The 14,789-nt window shown below is 61.1% G+C and carries 17 protein-coding genes, 1 pseudogene and 1 riboswitch; of the genes and pseudogenes, 15 read left to right on the top strand and 3 right to left on the bottom strand.

Annotated elements, in window-relative coordinates; translation table 11 throughout:
* The first annotated feature begins 1 nt into the window (after position 1).
* Positions 2-724: an alpha/beta fold hydrolase gene (locus tag ACNAOT_RS14010; RefSeq protein WP_054808948.1), complete on the top strand. Its 723-nt coding sequence runs from the start codon at positions 2-4 to the stop codon at positions 722-724.
* Here the strand turns inward: ACNAOT_RS14010 and thiC are convergent.
* The gene (gene thiC, locus ACNAOT_RS14005; RefSeq protein WP_420178319.1) at positions 707-2,554 is read right to left on the bottom strand and encodes a phosphomethylpyrimidine synthase ThiC; all 1,848 of its coding nucleotides are present in this window, start codon (positions 2,552-2,554) and stop codon (positions 707-709) included. The two genes, ACNAOT_RS14010 and thiC, sit on opposite strands and share 18 nt — an antisense overlap.
* Positions 2,550-2,657, bottom strand: a riboswitch (TPP riboswitch). Its footprint overlaps the gene before it by 5 nt.
* Positions 2,658-2,740: 83 nt before the next feature.
* Between thiC and ACNAOT_RS14000 the strand changes: the two genes are divergently transcribed.
* The 14 genes and pseudogenes from ACNAOT_RS14000 to ACNAOT_RS13935 all read left to right on the top strand — a co-directional run.
* Complete coding sequence (locus tag ACNAOT_RS14000) at positions 2,741-3,823, top strand: amidohydrolase family protein (protein WP_420178318.1); 1,083 nt, start codon at positions 2,741-2,743, stop codon at positions 3,821-3,823.
* A gap of 78 nt (positions 3,824-3,901) precedes the next feature.
* Complete coding sequence (locus ACNAOT_RS13995; RefSeq protein WP_091468115.1) at positions 3,902-4,774, top strand: VOC family protein; 873 nt, start codon at positions 3,902-3,904, stop codon at positions 4,772-4,774.
* A gap of 86 nt (positions 4,775-4,860) precedes the next feature.
* Positions 4,861-5,313, top strand: coding sequence for a hypothetical protein (locus tag ACNAOT_RS13990; RefSeq protein ID WP_091468112.1), 453 nt, complete (start codon positions 4,861-4,863; stop codon positions 5,311-5,313).
* A gap of 235 nt (positions 5,314-5,548) precedes the next feature.
* Positions 5,549-5,968, top strand: coding sequence for a 30S ribosomal protein S16 (gene rpsP / locus ACNAOT_RS13985; protein ID WP_017199647.1), 420 nt, complete (start codon positions 5,549-5,551; stop codon positions 5,966-5,968).
* 1 nt (position 5,969) lies between these two features.
* Complete coding sequence (locus ACNAOT_RS13980) at positions 5,970-6,212, top strand: RNA-binding protein (RefSeq protein ID WP_011775119.1); 243 nt, start codon at positions 5,970-5,972, stop codon at positions 6,210-6,212.
* 131 nt (positions 6,213-6,343) lie between these two features.
* Complete coding sequence (gene rimM, locus ACNAOT_RS13975) at positions 6,344-6,898, top strand: ribosome maturation factor RimM (RefSeq protein ID WP_178996731.1); 555 nt, start codon at positions 6,344-6,346, stop codon at positions 6,896-6,898.
* Positions 6,899-7,699, top strand: coding sequence for a tRNA (guanosine(37)-N1)-methyltransferase TrmD (trmD, locus tag ACNAOT_RS13970; protein WP_420178317.1), 801 nt, complete (start codon positions 6,899-6,901; stop codon positions 7,697-7,699). It abuts the gene before it with no gap.
* Positions 7,700-7,963: 264 nt separating this feature from the next.
* Entirely contained in the window at positions 7,964-8,317 is a 354-nt protein-coding gene (gene rplS / locus ACNAOT_RS13965) for a 50S ribosomal protein L19 (RefSeq protein WP_014922079.1), read from the top strand.
* Between the two features lie 80 nt (positions 8,318-8,397).
* The gene (gene lepB / locus ACNAOT_RS13960) at positions 8,398-9,075 is read left to right on the top strand and encodes a signal peptidase I (protein ID WP_420178316.1); all 678 of its coding nucleotides are present in this window, start codon (positions 8,398-8,400) and stop codon (positions 9,073-9,075) included.
* Positions 9,076-9,948 carry a signal peptidase I gene (lepB, locus tag ACNAOT_RS13955; protein ID WP_420178315.1) on the top strand — a complete coding sequence of 291 codons (873 nt, stop codon included), beginning with the start codon at positions 9,076-9,078 and terminating at the stop codon, positions 9,946-9,948.
* Between the two features lie 17 nt (positions 9,949-9,965).
* On the top strand, positions 9,966-10,736 hold the full coding sequence (locus ACNAOT_RS13950; RefSeq protein ID WP_420178314.1) for a ribonuclease HII: 771 nt from the start codon (positions 9,966-9,968) through the stop codon (positions 10,734-10,736).
* A 68-nt stretch (positions 10,737-10,804) separates the two neighbouring features.
* Entirely contained in the window at positions 10,805-11,149 is a 345-nt protein-coding gene (locus tag ACNAOT_RS13945; protein ID WP_026005632.1) for a DUF2469 domain-containing protein, read from the top strand.
* A 114-nt stretch (positions 11,150-11,263) separates the two neighbouring features.
* A complete protein-coding gene (locus ACNAOT_RS13940; protein WP_420178313.1) occupies positions 11,264-11,629 on the top strand; it encodes a YraN family protein in 366 nt (121 codons plus the stop codon).
* Positions 11,629-12,312, top strand: a pseudogene (locus tag ACNAOT_RS13935) (magnesium chelatase domain-containing protein); the annotation flags it as partial. The gene ACNAOT_RS13940 and the pseudogene ACNAOT_RS13935, both read left to right, overlap by 1 nt.
* Positions 12,313-12,522: 210 nt before the next feature.
* Here the strand turns inward: ACNAOT_RS13935 and ACNAOT_RS13930 are convergent.
* Both ACNAOT_RS13930 and ACNAOT_RS13925 read right to left on the bottom strand, forming a co-directional pair.
* The gene (locus ACNAOT_RS13930) at positions 12,523-13,260 is read right to left on the bottom strand and encodes a hypothetical protein (RefSeq protein ID WP_056387831.1); all 738 of its coding nucleotides are present in this window, start codon (positions 13,258-13,260) and stop codon (positions 12,523-12,525) included.
* A gap of 242 nt (positions 13,261-13,502) precedes the next feature.
* A complete protein-coding gene (locus ACNAOT_RS13925; RefSeq protein ID WP_420178312.1) occupies positions 13,503-14,774 on the bottom strand; it encodes a M20 metallopeptidase family protein in 1,272 nt (423 codons plus the stop codon).
* Between the last annotated feature and the right edge of the window lie 15 nt (positions 14,775-14,789).

The following is a 14,789-nucleotide window of genomic DNA, read 5'->3' as shown; positions in this document are numbered from 1 at the left end:
AATGCATAAGCAGCGCGTAGTCTTCGTCCATGGCCTGGGAAGTTTCGGTGCTGCGGCATGGCCGAAGCAGCATGGCATGGCCCTTGCTTATGATGCACTCTTCCTTCGGCGGCACGGCTTTGACGCTATGGCCGAACCGGTGGAATCCAACGTGGCGGCGGACGTCGCAATACTGATCAATGCGTTGGTCGATTCCGGTGGCGGTCACATCGTTGCCCATGAACAAGGTGCAATTTCCGCCATGCTGGCAGCCGTCGAGCGCCCGGACTTGGTGCACTCACTTTGCTTGGTAGAGCCGTCCTGTTTGTCCCTGACCGCTGAGCTTCCGGCGACTGCTTCCTATCGGGCCCTCATGGAACCGCTGTTCGACGTGCGAAACCAGCTCAACGACGCCGATTACCAGCGTGAGTTTTACCGGCGTGCTTTCTCCGCCGAGACCGGCGGACTGGACACTCCGGAGGCGCGACGGTCAGCACACAGGCTCCGGCTCCAAGCACCGCCATGGGAGGCTCCGCTTCACATTGTGCCGGGCGTTCCCACGCTGGTTCTCACTGGCGGTTGGGAGCCCTTGTACGAGGAAATCGCCGGCTATCTCCAGGAGACCGGCGCCCTCCGCCGCGTGGCAGCGGGTGGACACCGGCCCCAGGATTCAGTTGATGGCGATCAGGCAATCCGCTCATTCATCGCGGACGTCGGACGAGCCATGTCAGCTCAGGCTTCCTGAACTGCTTCCGTTTAAGTTCGTTGGGACCTGAAGTTCCGGCAGGTAGACCTTTCCGCCGGAGGCCAGGAACTCCTCGCTCTTTTCCCGCATCCCGCTGTACATCCCGGCGATTGCGGCCTGCGACTCTGCCGAACCATACTCGTCACGGATGTCCTGGCTGATGCGCATCGAACAGAACTTGGGGCCGCACATGGAGCAGAAATGCGCGGTCTTCGCCGGCTCGGCGGGCAGGGTCTCGTCGTGGAAGGATTCTGCCGTGACCGGGTCAAGGGACAAAGCGAACTGGTCCCTCCAGCGGAACTCGAACCGTGCCTTGGAAAGAGCATCATCACGCTCATGGGCCCCCGGATGTCCCTTGGCGAGGTCCGCTGCGTGAGCCGCGATCTTATACGTGATGACACCGGTCTTGACGTCGTCCTTGTTGGGAAGCCCCAGATGCTCCTTGGGGGTCACGTAGCAGAGCATCGCCGTGCCGTAGCGGGCAATCTCCGTGGCGCCGATTGCTGACGTGATGTGGTCATAGCCGGGGGCGATATCGGTAACCAACGGCCCCAACGTGTAGAACGGCGCACCGTTGCAGAGTTCCTGCTGACGCTCCACATTTTCCCGCACCAGATGGAAGGGAATGTGCCCGGGTCCCTCCACCATGACCTGCACGTCGAATTCCCACGCCCGCTGGGTCAGCTCCGCGAGCGTATCAAGCTCGGCGAACTGCGCGGCGTCGTTGGCGTCGGCGATGGAACCCGGGCGGAGACCGTCACCCAGGGAGAACGCGACATCGTATTTGGCGAAGATTTCGCACAACTCATCAAAGTGCGTGTAAAGGAAGTTCTCCTGGTGGTGTGCCAGGCACCACCCGGCCATAATCGATCCGCCGCGGGAAACGATGCCCGTGACGCGGTTGGCGGTCAAGGGCACGTACCTCAGCAGAACGCCAGCGTGAATGGTCATATAGTCCACACCCTGCTCGCATTGCTCGATCACGGTATCGCGGAAGATCTCCCACGTCAGCTGGTTGGCCTCCCCGTTTACCTTCTCAAGTGCCTGGTAAATAGGCACTGTTCCGATCGGAACGGGCGAGTTGCGGATGATCCACTCGCGAGTGGTGTGGATGTCATCTCCGGTGGAGAGGTCCATCACCGTGTCAGCGCCCCACTGGGCTGCCCACTGCAGTTTGTCCACTTCCTCTGCAATGGAGCTGGTGACTGCCGAGTTGCCGATGTTGGCGTTGATCTTGACCAAGAATGCCTTGCCAATGATCATCGGCTCGGATTCAGGGTGGTTGATGTTGTTCGGAATAATTGCCCTTCCCGCGGCGACTTCGCTGCGGACCAGCTCAACGTCACAGTTCTCCCGCAACGCAACGAACTGCATCTCCGGAGTCACGACGCCTTGTTTCGCGTAGTGCATTTGCGTGACGGTCTTACCCGCGACGGCGCGGCGCGGCACCGGTTGCGCACCCTTCCACTCCGCTGACGCGGCTCCACGCCGAACCGCGGACTTACCGTCGTCGAGCAGGTTCCTTTCCCGCCCCGAATAAGCCTCCGTATCTCCGCGGGATTCGATCCATGGTGCACGGAAAGGATCCAGGCCCACCACGGGATCGCTTCCGGGTCCCGCTGTTCGGTATACCTGCAGAGGCTTGTTTGCTTGCCCATTGGGAGATGGCTCCAAGGCGATCTCCGTGACGGGGACCCGTATGCCGTTACCTGGGTCTTCCAGCCAAGCCAACGAATGGGACTTCAGGGATTGCGTTACAGTTTCCGCCGTATTTTGGACAGTATTCGTCTGGTTTTGGGCAGGGCTGTGCTGTGTTTCTGTGGTGCTCAAGGGAATACTCACTTCCTTCGCCGGCATTACCCGGACAGGTTCAACGGTCGCAGACTGCGTCAGTCCGATCTCAGCCCCTGCAGGGGCCCCCGTGTGGTCGTAGACGAAGCTACCACAGCTCCCGACGGGCTCCCAGTCACATGCAGGCACCAGGCTCCAACACGCCGCTCCCGTTACGCTTTTGCCATGGCCAACATCATCGAATTCAGCGGACCTGCGCTCGTATCGGCAGACGAAGAGCGCCAGGGGCTGTGGTCCGTAGACGGCATACTGACGTTTGAGCGTCCCGGTGCGACGCCGGACAGGATATTGGATGGCTGGGTCCTGCCAGGTTTGGTTGATGCCCACTGTCACATCGGACTCGGCCTTGGAGGAGCGGTGGATGAACAGGCAACGCTCGCCCAGGCCCAAGCAGACCTCAACGCCGGAACGCTGCTGATCCGCGATTGCGGATCGCCCGCCGACACCCGCTGGGTGCAGCAACGAACGGACCTGCCGCGACTGATCAGGTCGGGTCGGCATATCGCCCGGAGTCGGCGTTATCTTCGCGGTTTGGGTCATGAAATTGAGCCGCGGGAACTAGTGGAAACGGTCCGAAAGGAAGCCCGTGACGGAGATGGCTGGGTGAAACTTGTGGGCGACTGGATCGATCGCGGCGTTGGAGACCTCGCTGCCTCGTTCCCCGCGAAGACCGTCAAGGAAGCCATTTCCGCGGCCCACGATGAGGGAGCAAGGGTCACCGCGCATTGTTTCGGCGAGGACACCATCGATGACATGCTCGACGCCAACATCGACTGCATAGAGCACGCCACCGGACTCCTTCCGCGGCACCTTCCCCGTTTGGTGGAACAGTCAGTGCCCATCGTCCCCACCCTGGTCAACATCGCTACCTTCCCGGATATCGCAGCCCAGGCAGCGCCGAAGTTTCCGGAGTACGCGGACCACATGATGCGTCTCTGGGAGCGTCGTCGCGAGCGTGTGCTGGAGGCCTTCGAAGCGGGGGTTTCCGTCTATGCCGGTACCGACGCCGGTAGCGTGATCAAACACGGCAGGATTGCGGACGAAATGATGGAACTGCACGACGCCGGCCTTCCGCCGGCGGCGGTCCTGCACGCCGCCGCCTGGGGCGCCCGTGAGTGGCTGGGAGTCGAGGGCATCAGCGAAGGCGCAAGTGCCGACGTCGTGCTGTGCAGTGACGATCCACGCCGTCATCCGGGTACCATCGCGGCGCTCAAACATGTCGTGCTCAGGGGTAATGTCGTTCGTTAGGAATAAATTGAAGCTTCAAGTAATTTAGATAGGTAAGAAGGTGCCGATGCGCGGCCACCTCAGAACCGGGAGCTTCACATGACCTCATCATTCAGCCAGGATCTTCTGCCTGCCGAACTCACCATGGGCACCGTCATGCTCAAGGTGGGCGACATGAAGGTCATGAGCGACTACTATCAGCGAGCACTTGGCCTGGAAGTCGTGGCTGAGCAGGATGGTGGCCTGTACCTCGGACGCGTAGCCAAGCCCGTTGTCCACCTTGCCCCCGCTGCGGGACTGCAGATTCCCGGGCGGGGAGAGGCCGGTCTGTTCCACACGGCAATCCTGTTCCAGGATCAGCCGTCGCTGGCCGCGACTATTGCTACGGCGGCGGAGTACGAACCTCGTGCTTTCGCAGGCAGCGCCGACCACCTGGTGAGCGAAGCGTTCTACTTCACTGACCCCGAAGGCAACGGAATTGAGCTTTACTACGACAAGCCGCGTGAGCTCTGGCAGTGGGACGGCAGCAATGTTGTGATGGACAATGTGGCCTTGCCTCCGCAGCGCTTCCTCCAGCAGCACCTGAGTGAAGCTGCAGTGACGGGTCAACGCGAGGCCGCTGCCGGGATCGGGCACGTGCACCTGCAGGTGGGTGACGTCGAAACTGCGCAAAAGTTCTATGTGGAGACCCTCGGCTTCGAGCGGACCGCAGGCTGGCATGGCCAGGCGTTGTTCGTTTCCGCCGGCGGCTACCACCATCACATGGCCATGAACGTCTGGAACAGCCGCGGAGCCGGCCCCCGAAAGGACACTCTCGGACTCGGGGAGGTTCTGATCGAAGTGCCCGGAAGTGACGACGTCGCAGCGTTGGCGGATCGCCTGAAGGTTGCAGGAGTGCAGCATCAGCACACCGGGGCCGAGCTTCAGTTTGAGGACCCTTGGCGGAACAAGCTGCGGGTTGCCGTCCGCTAGCAGCTTGCCGCTTCTCCTGCACTAGGCTGGGCAGTGACGGCACGGAGCCATTCGGATTCGTGCCGCCGCCCCGTCAGCACGAAGGAATGAGAGTACTCTCCATGGGCTTTGCCGAAATTTTTGTAGCCACCCACGATGAAGCACTCAAGCGGGCAGCTGCCCTTGAAAAGGGTGCCGATGTAACCGGCCCTGCCGTGAGGATTGAGGGAATCACCGACTTCGAGGTGGAGCAGTTGGGCGACCTCGCAGGACAAGCTGTCCACGCCGCCGGAGCTGACTATGAGCTTGCCCTGGTTGATGTCACCAGTGATGCCCTTCTTGGGGTTCCTGAAGCCATGGTGAGGGCGTTGGCCGAACTGCTCACCTATGAAAGCGAAGGCGACGCGAACGTCCTCGATGACGTGGCTGCTGCCTGGGCCGCGCAGGACGATATGCCGTTTGATGCAGCCCGATCGCGCCAGTATGTCCAGCAGTTGGCCGCCCTCGCCACGGATGTCGAAAAGGCGGAACGCTCCGGACTCTTCGTCTGGTCTGAATGATGCATTGACGCGGACCATGCGGCACGTTTTATTCGGGGGAGTGGGCAAGAACACGCCGCTCGACGTGGGCTGAGTCGTATTTGCTCCGGGCATCTGGCACAATAGACAGGTACTCGATCGGTGCGGCCCCTCTCTCCGTGCTCGTATCTTGTCCTTCGAACCGTCAAGTATGGCCCGCCCCACGGGTGCAAAACGTCGGGTTCACCTCGTTTCAGAAACAGGAGTGACCACAAAAGTGGCCGTAAAGATTCGCCTTAAGCGCTTCGGTAAGATGCGCGCACCGTACTACCGCATTGTCGTCATGGATGCCCGCGCCAAGCGCGATGGCCGTGCCATTGAAGAAATCGGCAAGTACCACCCCACCGAAGAGCCGTCGTACATCGAGGTCGCTTCCGAGCGCGCCCAGTACTGGCTTTCCGTTGGCGCCCAGCCCACCGAGCAGGTTGCCGCGATCCTCAAGATCACCGGTGACTGGCAGAAGTTCAAGGGCCTGCCGGGCCAGGAAGGCACCCTGAAGACCAAAGCTCCGAAGGAAGCCTTCGTAGCCCCGGAGAAGGGTTCCGTCATCATTCCGGAAGCCATCACCAAGAAGGCCAAGAAGGACGAAGCCGAAGCTCCGGCCGAGGCTGAAGCAGAGACCACCGAGGCTGAGTAAGTTGCTGGCAGAAGCGCTCGAGCACTTGGTCCGTGGGATCGTTGACAGCCCTGAGGATGTCAAGGTCAGTGCCAAGAACAACCGCCGCGGGGAATCCCTCGAGGTGCGTGTTCACCAGGAGGACCTCGGACGGGTGATCGGCCGTCAGGGACGCACCGCACGCGCATTGCGCACTGTGGTTGCAGCCTTGGCTGGTGGCGAGCAGGTCAGGGTCGACGTCGTCGACACCGACCGTCGCCGGTAACGCGCTCAGCAATACTTGTCTTAGATCCGGCCCCTTCACCGAATATGGTGGAGGGGCCGGATTGCTTTATCCACATTTTCCTGTCCGTTGCCGCCCGGTGGCGCGGACATTACAAGAATTCAGAGGAACCCATGCAGCTCCAGGTGGCCCGGATCGGCAAACCCCATGGCATCCGCGGCGAGGTTACGGTGCAGGTTCTCACCGATGCCCCCTCCGAGCGCTTCGTCGCCGGAACGGAGTTCGTCGTTGAGCCCGCCTCCGCTGGACCTTTGACCATCCGCAGTGCCAGGTGGAACAAGGACATCCTCCTGCTTGGCTTCGAAGAAATTGCCGACCGCAATGCCGCCGAGGTCATTCGCGGAGCGAAGCTCTTCATCGAAACCGAGGAACTCGACGACGAAGACGATGATGAGGGCTGGTACGAGCACGAGCTCGTTGGCTTGGAGGCCCGGGTAGGTTCGCAAGTGGTGGGCAAGGTTGCCGCTCTCACCACGCTGCCCGTTCAGGATCTATTGACGGTCAAGGCCGACAACGGCAAGGAAATCCTGGTTCCCTTCGTCGAGGAAATTGTTCCGGAAGTCAACGTCGAGGGTGGGTACATACTTATCACCCCGCCGACGGGGCTCTTTGAGATCAACGACGAGAACCCCAAGGAGCCCACGGACGACGCCGGGGATGATGCCTGAATGAGGATCGATGTCGTCAGCATATTTCCTGAGTACCTCGCCCCGCTCGAGCTTTCGCTCATCGGCAAGGCCCGCCAGGACGGGTTGTTGGAGCTCAACGTCCACGATCTACGCACCTTCACCACGGACAAGCACCGGACTGTAGATGACACGCCGTACGGTGGCGGCGCTGGGATGGTCATGAAACCGGAGCCATGGGCGCAGGCCCTCGAATCGGTTGCCGCAGCCCGCGAAGGCTCCAAGCCGGTGCTGATTGTCCCTTCGCCGGCAGGGGAGAAGTTCAACCAGGCCTTGGCCTATGAGCTAGCCGAAGAAGAGCAGCTGGTCTTCGCCTGCGGACGTTACGAAGGCATCGACGAGCGCGTCATCGATTGGGCGCAGGAACGCTTCACGGTCCGGCCCGTAAGTCTCGGTGACTACGTCCTCAACGGCGGAGAAGTGGCCGTGTTGGCCATGGTCGAGGCCATTGGCCGCCTTCTTCCCGGCGTGGTTGGTAACCCCGAGTCCTTGGTAGAGGAGTCCCACTCCGATGGCCTCCTGGAGTATCCCGTGTACACCAAACCGTCGGCGTGGCGGGAACACGACGTCCCCCCGATCCTCCTCAGCGGTAACCACGGCAAAATTGCCCAGTGGCGGCGCCACGAGCAGTTCCGCCGGACGGCTGAGCGCAGGCCTGATCTGATGGAGGGGTTCGACGCCGGTGTGTTGAGTCGCGCGGACCGTACGGCCCTCGCGGACCTTGGGTACGACGTCGTTGACGGCCGCCTCCGTGCCAGGCCGGCCGGCGACGCCGAAAACTAAGTCCACTTTCCGCCGTCGAACGTTGCGGGAGTCATGGCAGTTGGCCGGATGGTGGCGACTATGGCAGAATTAACCCTTGTGTCTGCTGGGCTGACACCTGCCACAGGGGGAGTTCAGCCAACAGTCGGACAACCCGGCGACGCCAATCAGTGGCGGAGCTGGACACTAAGAAACTTCGGCAGGGATTTCCGGTTGCTTTCATGCCCGGGCTTGTCTGCCGTAACCCAAAGTGAATGACCTGTGGCGTTCACCAGGAGTGGATTAATGCATATCCTCGATAGCGTAGATGCAGCCTCGCTGCGTAACGATGTTCCGGAGTTCCGCGCGGGCGACACCCTCAAGGTTCACGTCAACATCATCGAAGGCAAGAACTCCCGTGTCCAGGTATTCCAGGGCTTCGTCCTGGGCCGCCAGGGTGACGGCGTTCGCGAAACCTTCACCGTGCGCAAGGTTTCCTTCGGTGTCGGCGTAGAGCGTACCTTCCCGGTACACTCCCCGATCATCGACAAGATCGAGGTCGTCACCAAGGGTGACGTCCGCCGCGCGAAGCTTTACTACATGCGCGCATTGCGCGGTAAGGCTGCGAAGATCAAGGAAAAGCGCGACTTCGCCAAGTAAGTCCCGCGACTTACGCAACGGGTCCAGGATTCGTGCCCGGTAGTTCCGGAGCAATCCGCAACGCAACAGGGATACGAGTCATGGACACAACAGAACGCCAGCCCCGTAAACAGGGCTGGCGTTTTGTTTTGCTCGCACTGGTGCTGGCCGTCGCGATCAGCGGCCTGGTCCGGTCCTTGTGGCTGGATGTCTACTACATTCCGTCCGAGTCCATGGAGCCCCTCCTCGTTGAAGGGGACAGGATCCTGGTTTCGCGGACGGCCTTCAGCGCCGATCCGATCCGCCGCGGGGACGTTGTGGTCTTCGACGGCCGCGGTTCCTTCGCACCCTTGAGCAGCGGTCAGAGCCCATTCGTTGACGCGGTGTCGGCTGCAAGCCAATGGTTCGGGCTCACCGGCAGTGACACGACATACGTCAAGCGGGTCATTGGGGTCGGGGGCGACCACGTCCAGTGCTGTGACGCAGCAGGGCATCTCACGGTCAATGGTCAGATTCTTGAGGAACCATATCTGTATGTGGGGGATGAACCCAGCACGCAGAAATTCGACGTCGTAGTTCCCGATGGCCGACTATGGCTCATGGGTGACCACCGTTCGCGTTCTGCTGATTCCCGTGGACTACTGGGGGCGCCGGGTGGCGGCATGGTCCCGGTCGAGCGTGTTATCGGGCGACCGGTCCAGATTGTTTGGCCACTTGATAGATTTGCAGGGATGCCTCGCTCAGCGCAGGCTGAAACATCATCGAAGAACGGACAGTAAATGCCGGACAAAGCTCCTGAGAATCCCGAGCGGTACGACGACGACGCCCGGCTCTCGGACGGAACGGCAAGTGCCGCCGCCGGTGTGGCTGAGCCGCGCCAGGTCGACGGCGTCACATCCGGCTCGCGCGACGCCGCGGACGAGCCCCGTTCCCGTGATTCTGAAGGCGGCGCCCACGCTGCAGAGAAGCCGCGCAAAAACCCCCTGCTCGTGTGGGTCAAGGAGATCGTCACCGTGGTGGCGATTGCGCTGGTGCTGTCCTTCCTTCTCAAAACTTTCCTGTTCAGGGCGTTTTACATTCCTTCCGAGTCCATGGAAAGCACCTTGGACGTCAACGATCGCATCTTCATTAATCTCCTGGTTCCCGGGCCATTCGATCTTGAGCGCGGGGATGTTGTGGTCTTCAAGGATGCCCAGGCTTGGTTGCCGCCTGTGGCCAAGAAGCCGGCCGGACCCATGGACTGGGTGGGAGACGGTCTGGAGTTCGTAGGTTTGGCTCCTGATGACAACGAGCAACACCTTGTTAAGCGCATCATCGGACTCCCGGGTGACAGAGTTTCCTGCTGCGATGCAGAGGGCCGTCTTTCGATCAACGGTGTGCCTGTCAACGAGACCTATATCAACCCGGCAGAAGTGCCTTCGCCCATGACGTTCGACGTCGTCGTTCCGGAAGGAAAGGTATGGGTGATGGGCGATAACCGAAACCACTCAGAGGACTCCCGGGCGCACCAGGAAGTAAATGGCGGCTTCATTAACATTGAGGACGTCGAAGGCAAGGCCACGGTCATCGCTTGGCCGATCAACCGCTGGACCATCCTCGATAACTATCAGGACGTTTTCCGTGACGTCCCTGAAGGCACCTCGTCAAAGTAAGGCATCCCGGCAAAGTAATGGCAACAACGGCTAGCGGCACGAAGGGCAAGGCGAAGGTCAAAGCCGCGTCCAAGACGACGGCGAAATCCACCACCAAGGCCAAGAACCCGGTGGGTTTCCCTACCCTTGACGTCGAACGATCCTTCTTGTCCTCCGGAGTGCGCTTGTTGGCCGGCGTGGATGAGGTTGGGCGGGGAGCATTGGCTGGTCCTGTGAGTGTGGGAATTGCCGTGGTCAACCTCGAGAACCACGGCTTGTTGGCAGACGTCCGGGACAGCAAACTGCTCAAGCCTGAGGATCGCGACAGGCTGGAACCACTGGTTCGGGAATGGGCCGTGGCCTCCGCCGTTGGGCACGCATCGTCCCGGGAGATTGACCGGATCGGCATCATCGCGGCGCTCCGTTTGGCCGGAACCCGCGCCTGGTTCGAGATCCTGGCTGGCGGCGTTACGCCTGATGCGGTGCTGCTTGATGGCAGCCACAACTGGTTGTCGGCCGAGGTTCAGGCCTCTCTCTTCGATACGCCCGACTCGGGACCGTGGTGCGAAGCGCCTGTCCATACCAAGGTCAAGGCCGATATGAGTTGCCTCAGTGTTGCCGCAGCCAGCGTCCTGGCCAAAGTGGCCCGGGACCGCATCATGGTGGGCCTGCATTCGGAACTTCCTGCCTACGGCTGGAACGAGAACAAAGGCTACGCCACCTCTGCCCACCGGGAGATGATCCGGCTGCAGGGCCCAAGCGCGTACCACCGGACGAGCTGGAACCTCACTGGGCCGGAACTCCTCTGACGTCACCTTGAGCGGCGCTGCCGGCTTCCATGGCGCGGGCCGCCCGGCTGATAGTGCAAGATGGAACTATGAGCGCCGAGGACCTTGAGAACTATGAAACCGACATGGAGCTTCAGCTCTACCGCGAGTACCGGGACGTTGTCGGTCTGTTCAGTTATGTAGTGGAAACCGAACGGCGGTTCTACTTGGCCAACCATGTGGACCTGCAGGCGCGCAGCGCGGACGGTGAAGTCTATTTTGACCTGACCCTGCAGGATGCCTGGGTTTGGGACGTTTACCGCTCGGCGCGCTTCGTGAAGAACGTCCGGGTAATCACGTTCAAGGACGTCAACGTGGAAGAGTTGCCGCGAAATGAGGAGCTGGCCCTGCCGAAGGATGGCGGACTTGGGGATTTGGGAGATCTCGGTAACTAGCGCCTGCCTCTGCCTGGAGTAGTCCTCCACAACCACCTTTTGGCCAGGTTTACCCACATAGCTTCATAGGCCTCTGCCGCCGCTTTCCACCAGCCTGAAAGCTGGTGAGCGGAGGTGGTGGTCATGAGAGCAAAAGACCTGCTTGGTCGAAACGGCGAAGCACTGGCGGCCGGTTTTCTGGAGAACCAGGGAATGCGGATCGTCGATCGCAATTGGCGGTGTCCGGACGGCGAGATCGACATTGTGGCGTTGGAGGGCGACACCTTGGTAATTGCCGAGGTGAAGACCCGGAAGAGCCTGGATTTCGGACATCCTTTTGAGGCTGTGGACGCGGCCAAGCTGGCCCGTCTCCACCGGCTCTCATCGGCGTGGTGCCGGGAGCACGACCTCAACGCCCCGCGGAGGCGCATCGATGTCGTGTCCGTGATTGATAGCGGCGTCGGTGAGCCGCAGCTGGAGCATCTGCGGGGTGTCGGCTGATGGGGGTCGGACGCAGCTACTGCGTTGCCCTGGTAGGGCTCAACGGCTACATCGTGGAGGTCGAAGCTGACATTGGCCAAACTCTTCCGAACTTTGTGATCCTTGGGCTCCCTGATGCTTCCTTGAATGAGGCTAAGGAACGCATTCGATCTGCGGCGCAGAATTCCGGGATTCCGCTGAGCAGACGGAAGATCACGGCCAACTTGATTCCGGCTTCCCTCCCCAAGCGGGGCTCTGGATTCGATCTCGCCATCACTATGGCCGTGCTCCGCGCCGCCAACGACATCCGTGAAATTGGTGGAACCGTCTTCATCGCGGAGCTTGGCTTGGACGGCAGGTTGAGGCCGGTACGGGGCATACTTCCTGCCGTAATGGCCGCTGTTCAGGCTGGCTATCCGGATATTGTGGTGGCCGACTCCAACGCCGTGGAGGCCGCCCTTGTTCCCGGGGCAAAGGTCCGCGGTTATAAAACGCTGGCTCGGCTTGCCTTCGACTTTGGCGCCGATCCCAAGGACCTCGCCCTCGATTACAATCCCTTGGACGCCGATGCTCTGGACGAGGACGACGATGTTGCAGCCACGATGCCGGACCTTTGCGATGTGTCGGGGCAGGGCGAGGCGCGACGTGCCCTGGAGGTAGCTGCCGCCGGGGGTCATCACATGTTGCTGACCGGGCCGCCGGGGGTATGTCCTTAAGTAATGATGTGATGTGTTCCCTGTAATGACGGGCATTTCTCACCATGCGGAGCGGTGCTCCTCGGGTAGACAGAGCCCTTTCCGAGCTCCTGCCCGTCATGCACGAAAGCTGGGATGACGACTCAGCGACATCGCCGTGCTCTTCGGACTCGCAGAGGAGCCAGAAGATGGGGTAGTGAAACTACCCGACTGCGATTCCTAATCCTCAGCGTCAGGATCGTCACCCGATGCCAGCTTCTGCCGCAGGTAGTCGATATAGTCCGTACGGAGCACGTGCCGGGCTCGCGGGCGCTTCCCGCCGTTGATGTCCCGGACGTACTGCGCCAGCCGCTCCGGATTCTTGCCGGCCCACCCGTGAGCAAGGGCCCAGCCCTGCATGGCGTCGGCGTCCATCGGGATTCTGGCGTCGCGCAGCGCCAGGAGTACGCCGACGACCTGATCCTTCTCAAAGCCGGCCGATATCGTGTTGTTGTGGTTCACCGTAAGCGTCAGGCTTCTCAGAGCCTCCATAATGATCGGGTCGAGTTCGGCGGAGGGAGTCTTCCAGTCTGAGCCGTCGCCAAGAATGTCCGGTTTCATCGCCGTGACCCACGAGCGGATTCGGTCGGCGTTCCAGGTGATGACGCAGATGGCGCGGATCCCGTGGCCGTAGCGCACCAGCTTCCCGATGTCGTCCATGTCCGGCCAAGCCATCAGCACCGGACCGGTACCTTGTGGCGTACCGCCACCACGACCGGTGATATGCGACACATTGCTGTGTCGCTGCACGAGGCGCTCCAAAGCGTCGCAGTTGCTGAGGTTCGACTGTAGTGCCGTCCAGACAGAGAGCGTGTCATCCGTCTGCATGTGTTCGACGCACCAGTCGATCGCCGCGCTGACGCCCTCGTCGTCGTAGCTCGCTACGGCTGTTGGGTAGTCGGTGTCTCGGTCAAACATGTGTCCCCCTAATTGTGTCGTCGGGCTTAACGCTAACCAGGAGGTCCGACAAGAACAGCGGTGCTGCCCACCACTAGGTGTCAGATTGAGATCTCAGAATTCAGCCGCTGGGTGTCAAGGAAGAGCACTTTGAGCCCATCTTGACGCATTTTTTGCGGATCGTCTGACGTCCGGTTGGGTTGTACGCCAATCTGATAGTGGTTGAACTGCCATCCATTCGGGGCTTCGAGACCGGTACTGCGCTACCCCAGGACCTCCAACTCCTGGAGCTTTCCAAGCGCCACGCCCGCCATAAATTGTGTCTGGTCGACGAGGATACTGTCGTCAAACACTGCCCTGGGCGAGTGCATGGGAGCCCACTCCATGGGGTCGATATCTGGAGACCCAGCTCCGAGGTGCCCGTACGCTCCTGGGACCTCCACGAGGACACGGGAGAAATCGTCAGAGCCGGTCCTGGGGGACGGGCTGGGCACGAACCGGTGCTCTCCGAAGAACGTCCGTGCGGTCCTGCCCCAGAGTTCGGCGTCACTGTCGTGATTGACGGTGGCCGGCATAACCGGAGTGAACGTTGCCTCGGCTGTCAGCTGATGAGCGGTCGCCAGTTGCCGGATAAGATCCGGCAACTCCTGTGCGAGCCGCGCTTCGACACCGGGGCTGAAAGACCTGACGCTGGCCCTGAATTCCGCCGAATCAGGTATGACATTAGAGGCGGAACCGCCATGGAATTGGCCCACGGACAGTACCACGGGATCAAAAACGTTGAATCGCCGGGTGATGTACGTTTGTAGCGCGCCAAGCATTTCAGCAGCTACCTGTATGGGATCCAGAGCTTGGAAGGGGCGCGAACCGTGCCCACCACGCCCGATAACCTTGACGGACAGATCTCCGAAGGCTGCCATGTAGGAGCCGGCCCGGGTCGTGAACACGCCTGACGGGATGTCCGAAACGACATGCAGGGCGTAGGCAGCATCCGGCCGCCTCCCGGCTGCGTTAAGAACGCCTTCCTCCAGCATGATGCGGGCCCCGTCATGTCCTTCCTCCCCCGGTTGGAACATGAAGATGATGTCGCCGGTCAGGCTGTCACGTACGGACGAGAGCAGGCGGGCGGCACCAATCAGGCCCGCTGTATGCAGGTCATGGCCGCAGGCATGCATCGCTCCATTGGTCGAGGCAAAGGATATCCCCGTCTTTTCAGCCAGAGGAAGGGCGTCCATGTCGCCTCTGAGTAGTACAGTGGGGCGGCTCCCGACGGGGGCCTGGGTGGCCCCGCCACGTAGTACCGCTACCACGGACGAGGCTGCTTTTCCCAGGCTTATTTCGAGATCGAGTCCCTTGAGTGCCTCAAGGACCCGGGCTTGGCTGCGGGGCAGATACAGGCCGACTTCAGGATCGGCGTGCATTTCCCTACGGAAATCGACCAGGTCGGTTTCAAGGGCCGGGATCGCCGCTGCGGCGCCCTCAAGGAAGCTCAGCGTTGAAAGCCGCACCGTATCTGTCGTTGAAGTATCTGTCATTGAAGGACTTTCTCG

Source organism: Paenarthrobacter sp. TA1.8, from assembly GCF_048595705.1.
GTDB classification, from domain to species: Bacteria; Actinomycetota; Actinomycetes; order Actinomycetales; family Micrococcaceae; genus Arthrobacter; species Arthrobacter nitroguajacolicus.
This window is presented reverse-complemented; position numbering and strand designations above follow the sequence as displayed.

Bases quoted from the DNA above. Each gene is read 5' to 3' on its own strand.
- ACNAOT_RS13930 (WP_056387831.1), bottom strand. From the start codon at position 13,260: ATGTTTGACCGAGACACCGACTACCCAACAGCCGTAGCGAGCTACGAC.
- ACNAOT_RS14010 (WP_054808948.1), top strand. From the start codon at position 2: ATGCATAAGCAGCGCGTAGTCTTCGTCCATGGCCTGGGAAGTTTCGGT.
- ACNAOT_RS14000 (WP_420178318.1), top strand. From the start codon at position 2,741: ATGGCCAACATCATCGAATTCAGCGGACCTGCGCTCGTATCGGCAGAC.
- ACNAOT_RS13990 (WP_091468112.1), top strand. From the start codon at position 4,861: ATGAGAGTACTCTCCATGGGCTTTGCCGAAATTTTTGTAGCCACCCAC.
- ACNAOT_RS13995 (WP_091468115.1), top strand. From the start codon at position 3,902: ATGACCTCATCATTCAGCCAGGATCTTCTGCCTGCCGAACTCACCATG.
- rplS (WP_014922079.1), top strand. From the start codon at position 7,964: ATGCATATCCTCGATAGCGTAGATGCAGCCTCGCTGCGTAACGATGTT.
- lepB (WP_420178316.1), top strand. From the start codon at position 8,398: ATGGACACAACAGAACGCCAGCCCCGTAAACAGGGCTGGCGTTTTGTT.
- rimM (WP_178996731.1), top strand. From the start codon at position 6,344: ATGCAGCTCCAGGTGGCCCGGATCGGCAAACCCCATGGCATCCGCGGC.
- ACNAOT_RS13925 (WP_420178312.1), bottom strand. From the start codon at position 14,774: ATGACAGATACTTCAACGACAGATACGGTGCGGCTTTCAACGCTGAGC.
- ACNAOT_RS13945 (WP_026005632.1), top strand. From the start codon at position 10,805: ATGAGCGCCGAGGACCTTGAGAACTATGAAACCGACATGGAGCTTCAG.
- trmD (WP_420178317.1), top strand. From the start codon at position 6,899: ATGAGGATCGATGTCGTCAGCATATTTCCTGAGTACCTCGCCCCGCTC.
- ACNAOT_RS13950 (WP_420178314.1), top strand. From the start codon at position 9,966: ATGGCAACAACGGCTAGCGGCACGAAGGGCAAGGCGAAGGTCAAAGCC.
- lepB (WP_420178315.1), top strand. From the start codon at position 9,076: ATGCCGGACAAAGCTCCTGAGAATCCCGAGCGGTACGACGACGACGCC.